Source organism: Nocardia goodfellowii (assembly GCF_017875645.1).
Lineage (GTDB): Bacteria > Actinomycetota > Actinomycetes > Mycobacteriales > Mycobacteriaceae > Nocardia > Nocardia goodfellowii.
Genome location: NZ_JAGGMR010000001.1, coordinates 1807373 through 1821024, shown reverse-complemented (window position 1 = coordinate 1821024; position 13652 = coordinate 1807373). Strand labels below are relative to the sequence as shown.

Genomic DNA, 13652 nt, shown 5'->3' with positions numbered 1-13652 from the left:
CATCGGCGGACCTCGGAACGGGTCCCGCTGCCGCATAACGTCATTCGTGTCGGATCGAACGGTCCGAACGGACCACGAAGAACAGGCAGTGTCGTCATGCAGAACATCGTCACGCGGAACCAGGCCACCCCTGCCGAGACCGCGCCCCTCCCCACCACCACGCGGGAGATCCAGCTCGCCGCGCGCCCCACCGGCGCGCCGACCGCCGAACACTTCGCACTCGTCGAGCGCGAACTGCCCGCCCTGGCGGCGGGACAGGTCCTGGTGCGCAACACCTGGATGTCGGTCGACCCGTACATGCGGGGCCGGATGGACGATCGACCGTCCTACATCGCGCCGTTCCAGCTGGGCGCAGCGCTGGAGGGTTCGGCGGTCGGCACGGTGATCGCCTCGCAGTCCGGCGAAATCCCGGTCGGCACAATGGTTTCGCACTTCGCCGGGTGGCGCGAGCATGCGGTGCTCGATGCTGCGGCCGTTACCCCGATCGATCCGGAACTCGCTGCGCCGCAGCACTATCTGGGCGCACTCGGCACCACCGGCCTGACCGCCTACGCGGCGCTCACGGATGTGGCGCGGGTCGAGCCGGGCGACACGGTGTTCATCTCCGCGGCCGCCGGCGCGGTCGGCAGCGTGGCCGGGCAGATCGCGAAAGCGCTCGGCGCGGCGAAGGTTGTCGGTTCGGCCGGCGGTCCGGTGAAAACCGAACTGCTGCTGACCGAATTCGGCTACGACGCCGCGATCGACTACCGCGCGGGCGATCTGGCCGGTCAGCTCGCCGCGGCCGCGCCCGAGGGCATCGATGTCTACCTCGACAGCGTCGGCGGCGAACATCTGCGGGTCGCCGTCGACGCGCTGCGTCAGCACGGCCGGGTCGCCCTGGTCGGCGCGATCAGCGGCTACAACGGCGGCGCGCCCGCGGCCGGGCCGGACCTGTACAAAGCCGCCACCAAGGAGGCGACGCTGCGCGGCATGCTGGTGAACAGCTACTTCCCGATCTTCGGCGAGTACATCGGCAAGGCCGCGGGCTGGCTGGCCGACGGCACCCTGCGCACCAAGGAGACCGTGTACGACGGCCTCGAGCAGGCCCCGGCCGCCTTCCTGGGCGTGCTGTCCGGCGCGAACACCGGCAAGATGCTGGTCCGCCTCGGCTGATCGGCTCAGTCGCGCCAGACTTGTTCCGCGATGCGGGCGAAGTTGCCGCCGAAGACGGCGGCGCGGTCGGATTCGGCGAAACCCCGGTCGGCGAGTACCTCGTCCAGACCGGGGATTTCTGCCGTACCGAGCCAGTCCTCGGGCGGAGTCCATTGCAGCGGACCATATTTGGTGTAGTCGTCGGAGAAGTTCGCCGGGTGCTGCGCGATCGCCTGGTTGAACTCGTCGCCGTCGAACGAATAGTCCGATCCGACTCCGATGTGCTCGATACCGACCAGCTCGGCTCCGTACTCGATATGCCGCGCCATCGCCGCCACGCGTTCGGCCCGTTCGGATTCCGCGTTGTGCCCCAAGAAGATTCCCACGCCGTTGATGCCGATCACGCCGCCGGTGCGTGCGCAGGCCAGGGCCTGTTCGTCGGTGATATTGCGCGGATGTGCCCACAGCGCGGCGAAATTGGAGTGACTGTAGATCATCGGCGCGTCGGTGAGTTCGGCCATGTCGAGTCCGCTGCGCCGCGAGCAATGCGAGCCGTCCACGAACATGCCGACCTCGTTGAGCGTCCGGACCAGGTCGCGGCCGTAGGCGGTAAGCCCGGTGTCCTCGGTGTCGAGACAGCCGCACCCCGCGGCGTTGGCGTGGTTGTAGGTGGCGGCCAGGGAACGCACTCCCAGCTCGTAGAACATCTCGACGTTGCCGAGATTGCCGCCCAGCGGACCGGAGTCCTCGAGATCGAATGCCAGCGCGATCGATTCACCGTCGCAGGCCGCGATATCGCGATAGCGCCGCACCAACCGGAACCGGCCGTCGTCGAGGGCGTCCTTGCGGAACAGTTCCGCCATGGCCACCGCGTCCGCGGTCGACTCCGGCGCGTACCCCACATTCAGCGATACATAGGACCCGACGGGGTAGCGCGCCAGCTCGGCGATGGACGCCGAAGGCAGCAGCGGCAGACAGCAATGCTGTTCCCACACGAAGGGCGGCATTCGGACTCCTCGATTCGGAAAACACGGCCTCGGGTCTCAACGAAATCGCATCCGCCCAGGTTCCTGGCCCCATTTCGAGACGAAGCCGCTACCGTCCCGTGCCTAACGAGGGGTCCGACCGGCCCGATCTACCGGGTACCTGATGATTCTCTGCCGAAGGCTGGTGCGACATGCGTCGCATATTTTCCCTCTTTGTCGTGCTGTCCGCGCTCGCGACGCTGGCGACCCTGGTCGTCACCGCGGCCCCGGCCGGCTCGACTCCCTCCTATTGCGGCCTGGTCTGGGGCTCGCTGGACGAATCGAATCCGACCGGTTCGACCGCCCCGCTGACGAATATCCGCTCCGGCCGCCACCAATGCTTCGATCGCCTGGTCGTCGACCTCTCGGGCCCGGCCTCGGGATATCACGTCGGCTATGTCGACCGGGTGACCATGGACGGTTCCGGGGCCCCGGTCCCGTTGCGCGGCGGCGCTTTCCTGCGGGTCGGCGTCTACGCGCCCGCCTACGACGCCGCGGGAAACAGCACCTATCACCCGGCGAACCGCTCGGAACTGACCGATGTCACCGGATACAGCACCTTCCGCCAGGTCGCGTGGGCCGGCTCCTTCGAGGGACAGACCACGGTCGGACTGGGTGTGCGCGCCCGGTTGCCGTTCCGCGTGTTCACCCTGGACGGGCCCGGCGACGGCTCCCGCGTGGTGCTCGATGTGGCGCACTATTGGTGACCCGGACGGCCTTGACACGACATCCAGGCGACAATGTCTTCCATGAGCGATCCTTACCTCTGGCTCGAAGAGGTGACCGACGAGCGTGCCTTGGACTGGGCCCGCGCCCATAACGACGTAGTCGTGGGGCGTTTCGCGTCCTCCGAGCGGTTCAGTGGGCTCGAGCGCCGCATCCTGGACATGCTCGACGACGACACCAAAGTCGCCTATCCGGGCCGCCGGGGCAAGTGGCTGTACAACTTCTGGCGGGACGCCGAGCATCCGCGTGGCCTGTGGCGGCGTACCACCTTCGAGGAGTACGCCAAGGAGTCCCCGGCCTGGGATGTGCTCATCGACGTGGACGCGCTGGCGGCCGCCGAGGAGGAGAACTGGGTGTGGGGCGGCGCGGGTGTCCTGCGGCCGGCGCAGAGCCGCGCGCTGATCAGCCTGTCGCGCGGTGGCGCCGACGCCAAGGTGGTGCGCGAGTTCGATCTCGACACCAGGCAATTCGTCGAACCGGCGGCCGGCGGGTTCTTTCTGCCCGAAGCCAAGTCCCGGATCAGCTGGATCGACATCGATTCGGTCTATGTGGGCACCGACTTCGGACCGGGTTCACTCACCGATTCCGGCTATCCGCGGATCGCCAAGCGCTGGCGGCGGGGCACCGAATTATCCGCCGCCGAAACCGTTTTCGAGGGCGAGCCGGGCGACGTCTCGGTATCGGCGGGTTACGACCGCACTCCCGGATACGAGCGCCACTACATCGGCCGGGCCACGGATTTCTTCAACGAAGAGGTCTACCTGCTGGAGAACGACGGCACGCTCCGGCACCTGGACGTGCCCACCGACGCCAGCGAGTCCTGGTACAAGGATTGGCTGACCATCCGGTTGAAGTCGGCGTGGGAGGTGGGCGGCACGACCTATCCGGCGGGCGCGCTGCTGGCCATCGACTTCGAGAAGTTCCTCTCCGGCGCAAGGGAATTCGAGGTGCTGTTCACCCCGGACGCGCACACCGCGCTGCACGGGTACGGCTGGACCGAGAACCACCTGATCCTGAGCACCCTGGAGGATGTGCAGACCAAGCTCTACGTCCTCACGCCGCCGGGGATGGCAGACGGCGGAGCCGGCGGGGTGGGTGAGCACGGCCCCGACGGCTGGGCGCGCCGGCCGTTGGCGGATGCGCCGCCGATGGCCACCACCAGCGTGGTGAATCTGGACCCGCTCGAGGGCGGCGACGAATTCATGCTGATGACAAGCGGTTTCACCACCCCGTCGACGCTGCTGGCCAGCTCGGTCGGCGGCGAGACCACCCAGTTGAAGCAGGAAACCGAATACTTCGACGCCGAGGGCATCGTGACCGAGCAGTTCTTCGCCCGGTCCGACGACGGAACGATGGTGCCGTACTTCGTCCTCCGGCATCGCGACCGCATGGACGTCCCGGGCCCGACGGTGATGTCCGGCTACGGCGGGTTCGAGGTCTCCCGCACCCCCGCCTACAGCGGCGCGTCCGGGATGGGCTGGCTGGAACGCGGCGGCACCTGGGTGATGACGAATATTCGCGGCGGCGGCGAATACGGCCCCGAATGGCACACCCAGGTACAGAAGGCCAACCGGTACAAGGCCTTTGAGGATTTCGCGGCGATCGCCCGGGACCTGGTCGTGCGCGGCATCACCACCGCCGACCGGCTCGGCGCGGTCGGCGGCAGCAACGGCGGCCTGCTGATGGGCGTCATGCTGACCCGATACCCGGAGCTGTTCGGCGCCATCGTGTGCCAGGTACCGCTGCTGGACATGAAGCGCTACCACCTGCTGCTGGCCGGCGCGTCCTGGATCGCCGAGTACGGCGACCCGGACAAGCCGGAGGAGTGGGAGTACATCAGCGAATACTCGCCGTACCAGGTCGCGATGGCGGCCGGAGCCGCGCCTTCCGCGCCGGAGTATCCGCCGATCCTGCTGACCACCTCCACCCGCGACGACCGCGTGCACCCCGGGCATGCGCGAAAGATGGCCGCGCTCTTGGCGGAACAGGGCCGCACCGTCTGGTACCACGAGAACATCGAGGGCGGCCACGGCGGCGCGGCCGACAACAAGCAGTCGGCGTTCCAGGCCGCGCTGATCTACGAGTTCTTTATCCAGATGTTGTTCGAGGACAACAAGTCCCGCTGACCGGCTACCGGTCCCGCAGCCACTTCTCGATCCGGTCGAGGGTGCTCGCGGGATCGGTGATCCAGCCGTTGTGACCGAGACTTTCCGGCTGATGCCATTCGGTCACCTCGGCGTCCGGCATTTTCGACAGCAGATGTTCGGCGGAGCCGGGCGGGGTGAGGTCGTCCCCGGCCATCGTGATCGACAGCACCGGCAGTTTCAGCCGGCCGATGCGCTCCTCGTAATCGATATCGGCGCCGACCGGGCGGAACCGGCCGGTGCGAGCCAGCCGCGCCCAGTCCGCGATCAGCACTTTGGACTGACGGCCGAAGCCGCCCACCGTGATTCGGTCACCGGGCCAGAAGCCGGCGACGCCGGCGGTCAGCGCGGCCGCGGCCGTGCCGACCAGGATGCCCGGACCGAAGACACCCGGATAGGCCCGGTGGTACGGAGTTCCGGACGCGACGAGCACGAGCCCGCCGAGACGGCCGCGGATGCGTGCGGCGTACAGCACCGCGAACTGGCCACCCATGCTGTGCCCGAGCAGATATGGCGTACTGGAGGGGAACCGGTTGCGCACCACCTCGAAGATGGCCGGGAAATCTACCGACACCAGTTCGTGGTAGCCGTAGGTGCTGGACGCGCCCGGCTTGGGCCGACTGTCGCCGTTGCCGCGGATTTCGCCGATCGCGACGTCGAAGCCGCGGTCGGCCAGCCGGCCCGCGAAGTACTCGTAATACCCACCCGGGACGCCCAATCCGGGTATGAGCACCACCACGGGACGGGGCGCGTCCGGAGTCACCGGATGCTTGTGCGAGCCCTGAGCCGGGAACAACCGCACCGGAATGGTGCTGCCGTCCGGAACCTGAATGGGAACCGTTTCCATGCGGGGCCACGCTACCGCTCGGTAGCGCGGTCCCGGCCACTACGCTCCGACAGCTCCCATGATCACTCGGCTGAGCACCCGGATCACATCGTCCAGCGGCGGCCGCGGATCGGCGCCGCTCCAGGAGTCGACCACGTAGTTGACCGCGCCGATGATGGCCAGCACGCGCATTTCGTAGTCGCCCGTGGGGATCTCGCCGTGCATGGCGGCATCCTCCGCGGCGCCGGCGAGCAGCGAACCCCAGACCCGGCGCAACTCCAACCGGAATTTCTCCACCTTGGGGCCGGCGCCGACCACCTCCACCAGCGCCACCCGGGCCTTGCGCGGGTCGGCGCCGATGGATTCGACATAGGCGCGGACCGCCGCGTCGATGATCTCCAGGGCGCCGGCTTCGGCCTTCTTGTCCAGTGCGGCGGTGACCGCTTCGCGCGACTCCCGATCGATCTGCTCGTAGAGCTCGAGTAGCAGCGATTCCCGGCCGGTGAACTCCTCGTAGAACTGCCGCGAGGAGAGCCCGGCGTCTTTACAGATAGCGCCCACCGAACTATTGGCGTAGCCGTCGCGCGCGAAGACCGTGAGGCCCGACTCCAGAAAACGCGCACGCCGCTGACGTTGCCGGTCCTCTACGGGTTGCCCGGCATACATTCGTCCCGTATTCGCATCCTGTGACATTGGGGCAGACAATACCGAAGGCCCCGATCCCCTCGTCATGGATCGGGGCCTTCGCTGCAACCTCTGGCCGACCGCGCGTTAGCCGGAAGTTGGCGGGAAAACAGCTGTCATCCAACAACTCCGATCTAACGGCCGCCATTCCGCTGTCACTGGCTGTTTGCCGAAACGGACGATACCGAGGCACTCGCCGCCCGTGGGCGATTTTGAAGGGAAATCGTAGAATTATTTTTGGACAGACCGGTCCCCCTGGAACGGGGAGTTTGCCGGGCTGCTACCGGAGTCGATTCGAGTGGTGCGCCGAAACGCGATGCGCACAACGCACTTCCGAATTCTCGACTTTTTCCGATCCGGTACCGCGGCCGGCTTCGAATCACCGGTGACTGCTCGCACGTCGCTCGAACGGGGCGTCCACGCCCTGACTTTCGTCGCCATCTCCGGCGCGTCGCATGGGGTCGCGGTGGCGAGTCGGACCGGCGTGACATACGCTTCGCGCGGAAAACCGCCTCGTGGAGGGACTATGGCCACTCCGAACACCCTGGAGCAGGAAACGGGCGAGACCGACGACGGACGTACGGTACCGCTTTCGCAACTGATCCATCTGATGGCCGAGTACCAGAAGCTCGGCACGCACCGTCAGACCTACCTGCCCGCACCCGTGAGCGATACGTTCGTGCGCGCCTGCGGCATCGTGGTCGGCTGCTGCGTGGTGCTCGGGGTCATCTGCGTGGCGGTGGGCGCGCCCGCCGGTGGGGCCGCCGCCGGTCTGCTCGCGCTGGTGCCGGCCGTCCCCGCGGCATGGCGGGCCCGCAGCAACCGCCGGCATCGGGCCGCGCGCCTGGATCTGTTCGATTTCGGCATGACGGTCTACCGCTCCGGCGAGCAAATCGCCGGATTCCGCTGGGAGACCGCGCAGGTGAAGCAGCGCGTGATTCCGTTCCAGAACTCGGCGGTAACCGAGTACGCGTTCGAGATGACCGGGCCCGGCGCACACGCGACCTTCGACGACACCCTGTTCTGCAACGGCCGCGAGTGGGGCAAGACGATCCAGTCGGCGATCACCGCCACCCAGCTGCCGAGCGCCGTCACCGCCATCGACAACGGCGAGGACGTGCAGTTCGGCGATATCGCACTGAACCTGGACACGCTGGTGTTCCGCGGGCAGAGCTATCCATGGGAGCGCATCCAGTTGATCGACGCGCGCAGCGGGCTGGTACGGATCAAGGTCGACGGCCGCTGGATCTCACTGGCCGCGGTGGCGGCGATTCCGAACTTCTACATCTTCAACGAACTGGCGGAGCGGCTGCGGGTGACCGACCCGATCTGACGTCACTCCGGGCGAATCGAGTCGAATCGATCAGCGCAGCGGATCAGCAGGCTGCGCAGTGACTTCAGCTCCGCCGCGCTGAATTCCGCCGCCGCCGTGCGCTCCACGTGGATCGCGCGCTGGTCGGCGTCCCGCATGACCGCGGCGCCCTTGTCGGTGAGGCGGGTCTCCAGCACGTTCTTGTGCCAGGCGTGCGGCGTGCGCTCGATCAGCCCGCGCTCCCGCAGGTTCCCGAGGACGGTGTTCATCGTGGGCGGCGTGACGCCGCACAGCCGGGCCAGCGCCGCCGCCGAGATGCCCGGATTCTCGTCCAGGTACAGCAGGGCGGCGTATTGCGGGACGGTGAGGCCCGCGGGCTTCAGGGCCGCCGTTTTCGCCGCGGCCATGGCCTGCTCGGCGCGCTTCAGATAGGAACCGATGCGTTCGGCAGCGGGCATCGACGTCATGCACGCATCGTATCCGCCCACCATATTGTTCGACTCTTGACGATGATTAGAGTTCTAATATATCTTCGTGCTCATCGTTTAGTATGACTTCATACGTTAGGGCTCGATCATGAACCTGCTGCGTCCGCTCGTCACCACCACCGCCGTCGCACTGCTCGCCGCTTGCGGGACCGATACGGCGACCCCGAGCACAACACCCCGCATCAGCACCGCGTACGACCTCCCCGGCGACCGCGCCTACCCGGAAGGCATCGCCGCCGATGCCCGCACCGGCGCCACCTATGTCGGCTCCTACAGCACCGGCGCGATCTACCGCGCCGAGCCGGGCGCCACCGAAGCCGAGGTCTTCCTGCCCGCGGGCACCGACGGCCGCGGCACCGCCAACGGCCTGAAAGTCGATCAGGCCGGCCGGCTCTGGGTCACCGACTCCACCAAGGGAGTCTCGGTGTACGACACCGCAACCCGCGCCCTGCTCGCCACGTTCACCGTTCCCGGCCCCGGCCCGCGCTTCGTCAACGACCTGGCCATCACCCCCGACGGCACCGCGTACCTCACCGATTCCGTGCGCGCCGTCGTCTACCGTGTCACCCCGGACCAGGTCGCGCGGGGCGGAAACGCCGAGCTGGCACCGGCTTTCGACCTGAGCGCGACGATAGCCCCGCGCGCAGACGGCTTCAGCCTCAACGGCATCGTCGCCGATCCCACCGGCACCTACCTGCTGGTCGTCGACATGCCCACCGGTGACCTCTACCGGATCACCACCACCCCGAATTCATCCACAACCATCCATAAGGTCGCTTTGCGCGGCGGGGACGTGCGGAACGGCGACGGACTCGACCTCACCGGCACGACCTTGCGAGTCGTCCACAACCGGACCAACACACTCACCCGCTGGACGCTGTCCGACGACTACGCGACAGCCACCCGCGCGGCCGTCTTCACCGACGAATCCCTCGCCATCCCCACGACCATGGTGTACGTCGGCGGCAAAGCACTGATCGCCGCCTCCCAATTCGACAAGGGCGGCCCGATGGGTCCGGGCACGCCGGGGCCGTTCAAAGTGCTTGCCGTCGACGGCATCTGAGCGGCGGAACGAACGAGCGGCCCCGGCCGGCAGCGGCACCGCGCGCCCCAGCCTCCGGGAGTTACCGCTATCCGCCGCCTAGGGTGGCGGACATGCTCAAAGCGCTGCTCTATGGACTGGGGACCGCGGTGCCGCTGCTGGCCGGGGCCGCGATCGGGTTGCGATGGACGTTGCCGAAGCAGGTGCTGGCATCGCTGATGGCGTTCGGTGCGGGCACCATGATCGCGGCGGCGTCCTCGGAATTGTTCGAGCCCGCGTTTCATACGGCCGGGGTGTGGATCGCCGGCGCGGCCCTGTTCGCGGGGGCCGGGATCTACGTGGTGGCCAACCATTTCATCGAGGCGAAGCTCGGCGCGGGGGCGATCGGGTGGGCGCTGATGCTCGGCACCATCCTCGACGGTGTCCCCGAGAACACCGCCCTGGGCGTCTCGCTCACCTCCGCCGGCGGGTTGGTCCTGCTCGTCGCCGTCGCGGTCGGCAATATCCCCGAAGCCATCAGCGGCGCGACCCTCATGCGCGACAAACACAACTTCTCTCCCGCCCGCGCCTTTTGGCTCTGGGCCGCGACGGGCGCGATGCTCGTGCTGGTCACCGTGGTCGGATACACCCTGTCCGACAATCTCTCGCCTACGCACGTCAGCGCCGTTCAGGCCTTCGCCGGCGGCGCCACCATCGCCGTCCTCGCCGACTCGCTCATGCCCGAGGCCTATCGCGAGGGCGGCTGGTGGGTCGGAATGGCCACCGCCGCAGGCTTTCTCGTGGCCTTCGTGCTCGCGGGGTGACGTTCGATCGCGCGGGTGGTGGACCGGCAGATGGCCGACCCACCACCCGAAGCGACTAAGCCTCGATCGGCCGTGCCACCGTCCGGACGAATCTGACCAGATCCTCGGTGTGATATCCGAGTAATTCGACCCGCTCGACCGACATCAGGGCCAGCTGACCCAGCACCTTCGCGCCCCAGCCGTTGAGGCCGTCGGAGGACCACTCGTCGACGTCCTCGATACCGAGGTCATACATGGAAAGGCCGTACTTGTCCCGGATCTGGGCGCAGGTGGTGGCGACGGCATCGAGGAAGGTCGCCCCCGGCCGCTCGCACTCCAAGGCGAAATAACGACCCAGCTCGGTGACCGTGCACCCCGACGGCGGATCGCCTTTGATCACGTCGTACCGCGAGTCCTCGAACTGGATGTCCCACACCCCGATCGGGCAGTGGAACAGCGTGAACCGATGCCATCCGGGCGGCAGCGCGGGTGGCGGCCAACAACTGAACGATTCCATGAACCCTCCTCCTAACAGCGAAGCCGCGTCGGACATCCCCGGATCAGGACATCCGCTGGTAGCCATGCGCTATATGTTCCAGCCTCAGCGCGATCGAAGGGCCGGATTCGCAATATTGCGTTCGCAATCTTGCGTTTCTACGTTCGCTGGACGCCGCGCAGGCGTACGGTCCCCGAGCATGGCAGTCACGACTTCGAACCCACATGACGCTTACGTCCGCCAACTGCTCGGACAACCCGCTGACGCAGCAGCACACCTGCGCACTGTGCTACCCGAAGAAGTTGTGGCGCGGGTAGATTGGACTCGGCTGGAACCGATGTCGTGCAGCTTCGTCAGCGAGGAGTTGCGCTCGAGCTACGACGATCTCGTTTTCCGAACCCGCTGCGGCGCAGACGAGGCGTTCGGCTACCTGTTGATCGAGCAGCGCAATTGTTCGGACCGATTGATGCCGCTGCGCATGCTCGACTCGATCATCGGAGTCTGGAACCACTACCGAGTCCAAAACCCTGATGCCCGAACACTTCCCGTGGTCTTTCCGGTGGTAGTGCGCAACGATCTCCACGGCTCGGCCTGGGCAGCGCCTACCGAACTCGCCGAACTGTACGACGTCAGCCCCGCCATGCTCGAAACACTGGGCCCGCTCCTCCCCCGCTTCAAATGCCCTACTCGACGACGTCGCCACCATCTACCTCGCGGCCCTGCAGGCGCCCCAACCGATTTCGGCCGAAGGAGACCGCAATCCATCGATCCTCAGGAACTAGGGCCAGCAAGCCGGTTGTTCACGTCAGCAAGGAATCGCTCATGACAACAGCCGACCGGCTCCGCGCCGAGGGCGAAGCACGTGGAGAACTCCGTGGGGAAACCAAAGAGCGGATCGCGATTTTGATGGACCTGATGACCACCAAATTCGGTCCGCTGCCCGCCCAGGTCCGCAACACCATCTACACCGCTACTGCCGATGAACAACACCTCTGGGCGCGGCGCCTGCTTACCGCGACGAGCCTGGACGAGGTGTTCGCCGAGTAGCGAGTTTCGCACGAGGGCGCGGCGCTGCATTTCGAAATCGACCGCTACCTGGGCATGCCGGGTCAAGCCATCGCCTACAAGGTCGGCGAGCGCGTCTGGGCCGAAGGGCGGGCCGGTGCGCGGGCCCGGCACGGCGCGGCCTTCGACCTGAAGTCCTGGCACATGGCCGCCCTCGACCTCGGCCCGATGGGCCTGGACTTACTGCGAGCCGAACTGGCGACCCTCTGATATGGCCGAAGGCCGGCCCACCAATGGTGGGCCGGCCTTCGAAGGTGAATCCGGGTGGCTGGACTCAGAAGTCCATGCCGCCCATGCCACCGGTCGGGTCGCCGGCGGGAGCGGCGGCCTTCTCCGGCTTGTCGGCGACGACAGCCTCGGTGGTGAGGAAGAGCGCCGCGATGGAGGCGGCGTTCTGCAGGGCGGAACGGGTGACCTTGACCGGGTCGGCAACGCCGGCGGCCAGCAGGTCCTCGTACTCGCCCGAGTCGGCGTTCAGGCCGTGGCCCGCGGGAAGGTTGGACACCTTCTCCGCGACGACGCCGGGCTCGAGGCCGGCGTTGAAGGCGATCTGCTTCAGCGGAGCCGACAGCGCGACACGCACGATGTTGGCGCCGGTGGCTTCGTCACCGGTGAGCTTCAGCTCGTCCAGGGCCGGAGCCGACTGCAGCAGAGCCACGCCGCCACCGGCGACGATGCCCTCTTCGACGGCAGCCTTGGCGTTGCGCACGGCATCTTCGATGCGGTGCTTGCGCTCCTTGAGCTCGACCTCGGTCGCCGCGCCGGCCTTGATGACCGCAACACCGCCGGCCAGCTTGGCCAGACGCTCCTGCAGCTTCTCCCGGTCGTAGTCGGAGTCCGAGTTCTCGATCTCGGTGCGGATCTGCGCCACGCGGCCCTTGATGGCCTCCGCGTCGCCCGCGCCCTCGACGATGGTGGTCTCGTCCTTGGAGATGACGACCTTGCGCGCCTGGCCGAGCAGCTCGATGCCGGCGGTCTCCAGGGAGAGGCCGACCTCTTCGCTGATGACCTCGCCACCGGTGAGGATGGCGATATCGGCGAGCTGAGCCTTGCGACGGTCACCGAAGCCCGGGGCCTTCACGGCGACGGACTTGAAGGTGCCGCGGATCTTGTTGACCACCAGGGTGGACAGGGCTTCGCCCTCGACGTCCTCGGCGATGATCAGCAGCGGCTTGCCGGCCTGGATGACCTTTTCGAGCAGCGGCAGGAGATCCTTGACGGTCGAGATCTTCGAGCCGACGAGCAGGATGTACGGATCCTCGAGGACCGCTTCCTGACGCTCGGGGTCGGTCACGAAGTAACCGGAGATGTAGCCCTTGTCGAAGCGCATGCCCTCGGTGAGCTCCAGCTGGAGACCGAAGGTGTTGCTCTCCTCGACGGTGATGACACCTTCCTTGCCGACCTTGTCCATGGCCTCGGCGATGAGCTCACCGATGGACGGGTCGCCGGCCGAGATACCGGCGGTAGCGGCGATCTGCTCCTTGGTCTCGACCTCCTTGGCGGTGTCGAGCAGCTTGGCGGTGACGGCCTCGACGGCCTTCTCGATGCCGCGCTTGAGACCCAGCGGGTTCGCGCCGGCCGCGACATTGCGCAGGCCTTCGCGCACCAGCGCCTGGGCCAGAACGGTAGCGGTGGTGGTGCCGTCGCCCGCGACGTCGTCGGTCTTCTTGGCGACTTCCTTGACCAGCTCGGCGCCGATCTTCTCGTACGGGTCCTCCAGGTCGATCTCCTTGGCGATGGAAACACCATCGTTGGTGATCGTGGGGGCGCCCCACTTCTTCTCCAGGACGACGTTGCGACCCTTGGGGCCCAGCGTCACCTTGACCGCGTCAGCGAGGGCGTTCAGACCGCGCTCGAGACCCCGACGGGCCTCTTCGTCGTACGCAATTGTCTTGGCCATTGCGTTGAGATCCTCCACATGTAATGGGGCT

The 13652-nt window shown here is 67.2% G+C and carries 15 protein-coding genes; 9 read left to right on the top strand and 6 right to left on the bottom strand.

The features are described from left to right. The first annotated feature begins 96 nt into the window (after positions 1–96). Positions 97–1152 (top strand): NADP-dependent oxidoreductase, encoded by a 1056-nt coding sequence (locus tag BJ987_RS07915; protein WP_209886238.1) that lies wholly within the window; start codon positions 97–99, stop codon positions 1150–1152. 5 nt (positions 1153–1157) lie between these two features. Here BJ987_RS07915 and BJ987_RS07910 read toward each other — a convergent pair whose 3' ends face one another. Beyond that, on the bottom strand, positions 1158–2138 hold the full coding sequence (locus BJ987_RS07910) for a dipeptidase (RefSeq protein WP_209886236.1): 981 nt from the start codon (positions 2136–2138) through the stop codon (positions 1158–1160). Between the two features lie 170 nt (positions 2139–2308). Between BJ987_RS07910 and BJ987_RS07905 the strand changes: the two genes are divergently transcribed. Together BJ987_RS07905 and BJ987_RS07900 are read left to right on the top strand one after the other, a co-directional pair. Beyond that, a complete protein-coding gene (locus BJ987_RS07905; RefSeq protein WP_209886234.1) occupies positions 2309–2863 on the top strand; it encodes an AMIN-like domain-containing (lipo)protein in 555 nt (184 codons plus the stop codon). Between the two features lie 42 nt (positions 2864–2905). Next, positions 2906–5008: a prolyl oligopeptidase family serine peptidase gene (locus BJ987_RS07900; protein ID WP_209886232.1), complete on the top strand. Its 2103-nt coding sequence runs from the start codon at positions 2906–2908 to the stop codon at positions 5006–5008. Positions 5009–5012: 4 nt separating this feature from the next. Here BJ987_RS07900 and BJ987_RS07895 read toward each other — a convergent pair whose 3' ends face one another. Then, positions 5013–5873 (bottom strand): alpha/beta hydrolase family protein, encoded by an 861-nt coding sequence (locus BJ987_RS07895; protein WP_209886230.1) that lies wholly within the window; start codon positions 5871–5873, stop codon positions 5013–5015. 39 nt (positions 5874–5912) lie between these two features. Continuing rightward, positions 5913–6545: a TetR/AcrR family transcriptional regulator gene (locus BJ987_RS07890; RefSeq protein WP_245365865.1), complete on the bottom strand. Its 633-nt coding sequence runs from the start codon at positions 6543–6545 to the stop codon at positions 5913–5915. A gap of 517 nt (positions 6546–7062) precedes the next feature. Here BJ987_RS07890 and BJ987_RS07885 point away from each other — a divergent pair. After that, on the top strand, positions 7063–7869 hold the full coding sequence (locus BJ987_RS07885; RefSeq protein WP_209886228.1) for a DUF6585 family protein: 807 nt from the start codon (positions 7063–7065) through the stop codon (positions 7867–7869). A 2-nt stretch (positions 7870–7871) separates the two neighbouring features. On the opposite strand, the gene BJ987_RS07880 is transcribed toward BJ987_RS07885, so the two are convergent. Next, the gene (locus BJ987_RS07880; protein WP_245365864.1) at positions 7872–8315 is read right to left on the bottom strand and encodes a MarR family winged helix-turn-helix transcriptional regulator; all 444 of its coding nucleotides are present in this window, start codon (positions 8313–8315) and stop codon (positions 7872–7874) included. A 109-nt stretch (positions 8316–8424) separates the two neighbouring features. Here BJ987_RS07880 and BJ987_RS07875 point away from each other — a divergent pair, with 109 nt between their 5' ends. Together BJ987_RS07875 and BJ987_RS07870 are read left to right on the top strand one after the other, a co-directional pair. Next, positions 8425–9399, top strand: a complete 975-nt coding sequence (locus tag BJ987_RS07875) for an SMP-30/gluconolactonase/LRE family protein (protein ID WP_209886227.1) — start codon at positions 8425–8427, stop codon at positions 9397–9399. A 92-nt stretch (positions 9400–9491) separates the two neighbouring features. Next, positions 9492–10181 (top strand): ZIP family metal transporter, encoded by a 690-nt coding sequence (locus tag BJ987_RS07870; RefSeq protein ID WP_209886224.1) that lies wholly within the window; start codon positions 9492–9494, stop codon positions 10179–10181. Between the two features lie 55 nt (positions 10182–10236). On the opposite strand, the gene BJ987_RS07865 is transcribed toward BJ987_RS07870, so the two are convergent. Next, entirely contained in the window at positions 10237–10677 is a 441-nt protein-coding gene (locus tag BJ987_RS07865) for a hypothetical protein (protein WP_209886221.1), read from the bottom strand. Between the two features lie 178 nt (positions 10678–10855). Between BJ987_RS07865 and BJ987_RS07860 the strand changes: the two genes are divergently transcribed. From BJ987_RS07860 to BJ987_RS07850, 3 genes are read left to right on the top strand one after another with little or no spacing between them, the layout of a single operon-like run. Beyond that, positions 10856–11482 (top strand): Rpn family recombination-promoting nuclease/putative transposase, encoded by a 627-nt coding sequence (locus BJ987_RS07860; protein ID WP_209886219.1) that lies wholly within the window; start codon positions 10856–10858, stop codon positions 11480–11482. Next, positions 11479–11703, top strand: coding sequence for a hypothetical protein (locus BJ987_RS07855; protein ID WP_209886216.1), 225 nt, complete (start codon positions 11479–11481; stop codon positions 11701–11703). Before BJ987_RS07860 ends, BJ987_RS07855 begins: the two co-directional genes overlap by 4 nt. A 24-nt stretch (positions 11704–11727) precedes the next feature. Then, the gene (locus BJ987_RS07850) at positions 11728–11931 is read left to right on the top strand and encodes a DUF885 family protein (RefSeq protein WP_281070442.1); all 204 of its coding nucleotides are present in this window, start codon (positions 11728–11730) and stop codon (positions 11929–11931) included. A gap of 64 nt (positions 11932–11995) precedes the next feature. On the opposite strand, the gene groL is transcribed toward BJ987_RS07850, so the two are convergent. Continuing rightward, a complete protein-coding gene (gene groL, locus BJ987_RS07845) occupies positions 11996–13621 on the bottom strand; it encodes a chaperonin GroEL (protein ID WP_209886210.1) in 1626 nt (541 codons plus the stop codon). Between the last annotated feature and the right edge of the window lie 31 nt (positions 13622–13652).

Coding starts and splice junctions, on each gene's coding strand:
- BJ987_RS07875 (WP_209886227.1), top strand. CDS start 8,425: ATGAACCTGCTGCGTCCGCTCGTCACCACCACCGCCGTCGCACTGCTC.
- BJ987_RS07870 (WP_209886224.1), top strand. CDS start 9,492: ATGCTCAAAGCGCTGCTCTATGGACTGGGGACCGCGGTGCCGCTGCTG.
- groL (WP_209886210.1), bottom strand. CDS start 13,621: ATGGCCAAGACAATTGCGTACGACGAAGAGGCCCGTCGGGGTCTCGAG.
- BJ987_RS07855 (WP_209886216.1), top strand. CDS start 11,479: ATGACAACAGCCGACCGGCTCCGCGCCGAGGGCGAAGCACGTGGAGAA.
- BJ987_RS07905 (WP_209886234.1), top strand. CDS start 2,309: ATGCGTCGCATATTTTCCCTCTTTGTCGTGCTGTCCGCGCTCGCGACG.
- BJ987_RS07900 (WP_209886232.1), top strand. CDS start 2,906: ATGAGCGATCCTTACCTCTGGCTCGAAGAGGTGACCGACGAGCGTGCC.
- BJ987_RS07880 (WP_245365864.1), bottom strand. CDS start 8,315: ATGACGTCGATGCCCGCTGCCGAACGCATCGGTTCCTATCTGAAGCGC.
- BJ987_RS07860 (WP_209886219.1), top strand. CDS start 10,856: ATGGCAGTCACGACTTCGAACCCACATGACGCTTACGTCCGCCAACTG.
- BJ987_RS07915 (WP_209886238.1), top strand. CDS start 97: ATGCAGAACATCGTCACGCGGAACCAGGCCACCCCTGCCGAGACCGCG.
- BJ987_RS07910 (WP_209886236.1), bottom strand. CDS start 2,138: ATGCCGCCCTTCGTGTGGGAACAGCATTGCTGTCTGCCGCTGCTGCCT.
- BJ987_RS07895 (WP_209886230.1), bottom strand. CDS start 5,873: ATGGAAACGGTTCCCATTCAGGTTCCGGACGGCAGCACCATTCCGGTG.
- BJ987_RS07885 (WP_209886228.1), top strand. CDS start 7,063: ATGGCCACTCCGAACACCCTGGAGCAGGAAACGGGCGAGACCGACGAC.
- BJ987_RS07890 (WP_245365865.1), bottom strand. CDS start 6,545: ATGTCACAGGATGCGAATACGGGACGAATGTATGCCGGGCAACCCGTA.
- BJ987_RS07865 (WP_209886221.1), bottom strand. CDS start 10,677: ATGGAATCGTTCAGTTGTTGGCCGCCACCCGCGCTGCCGCCCGGATGG.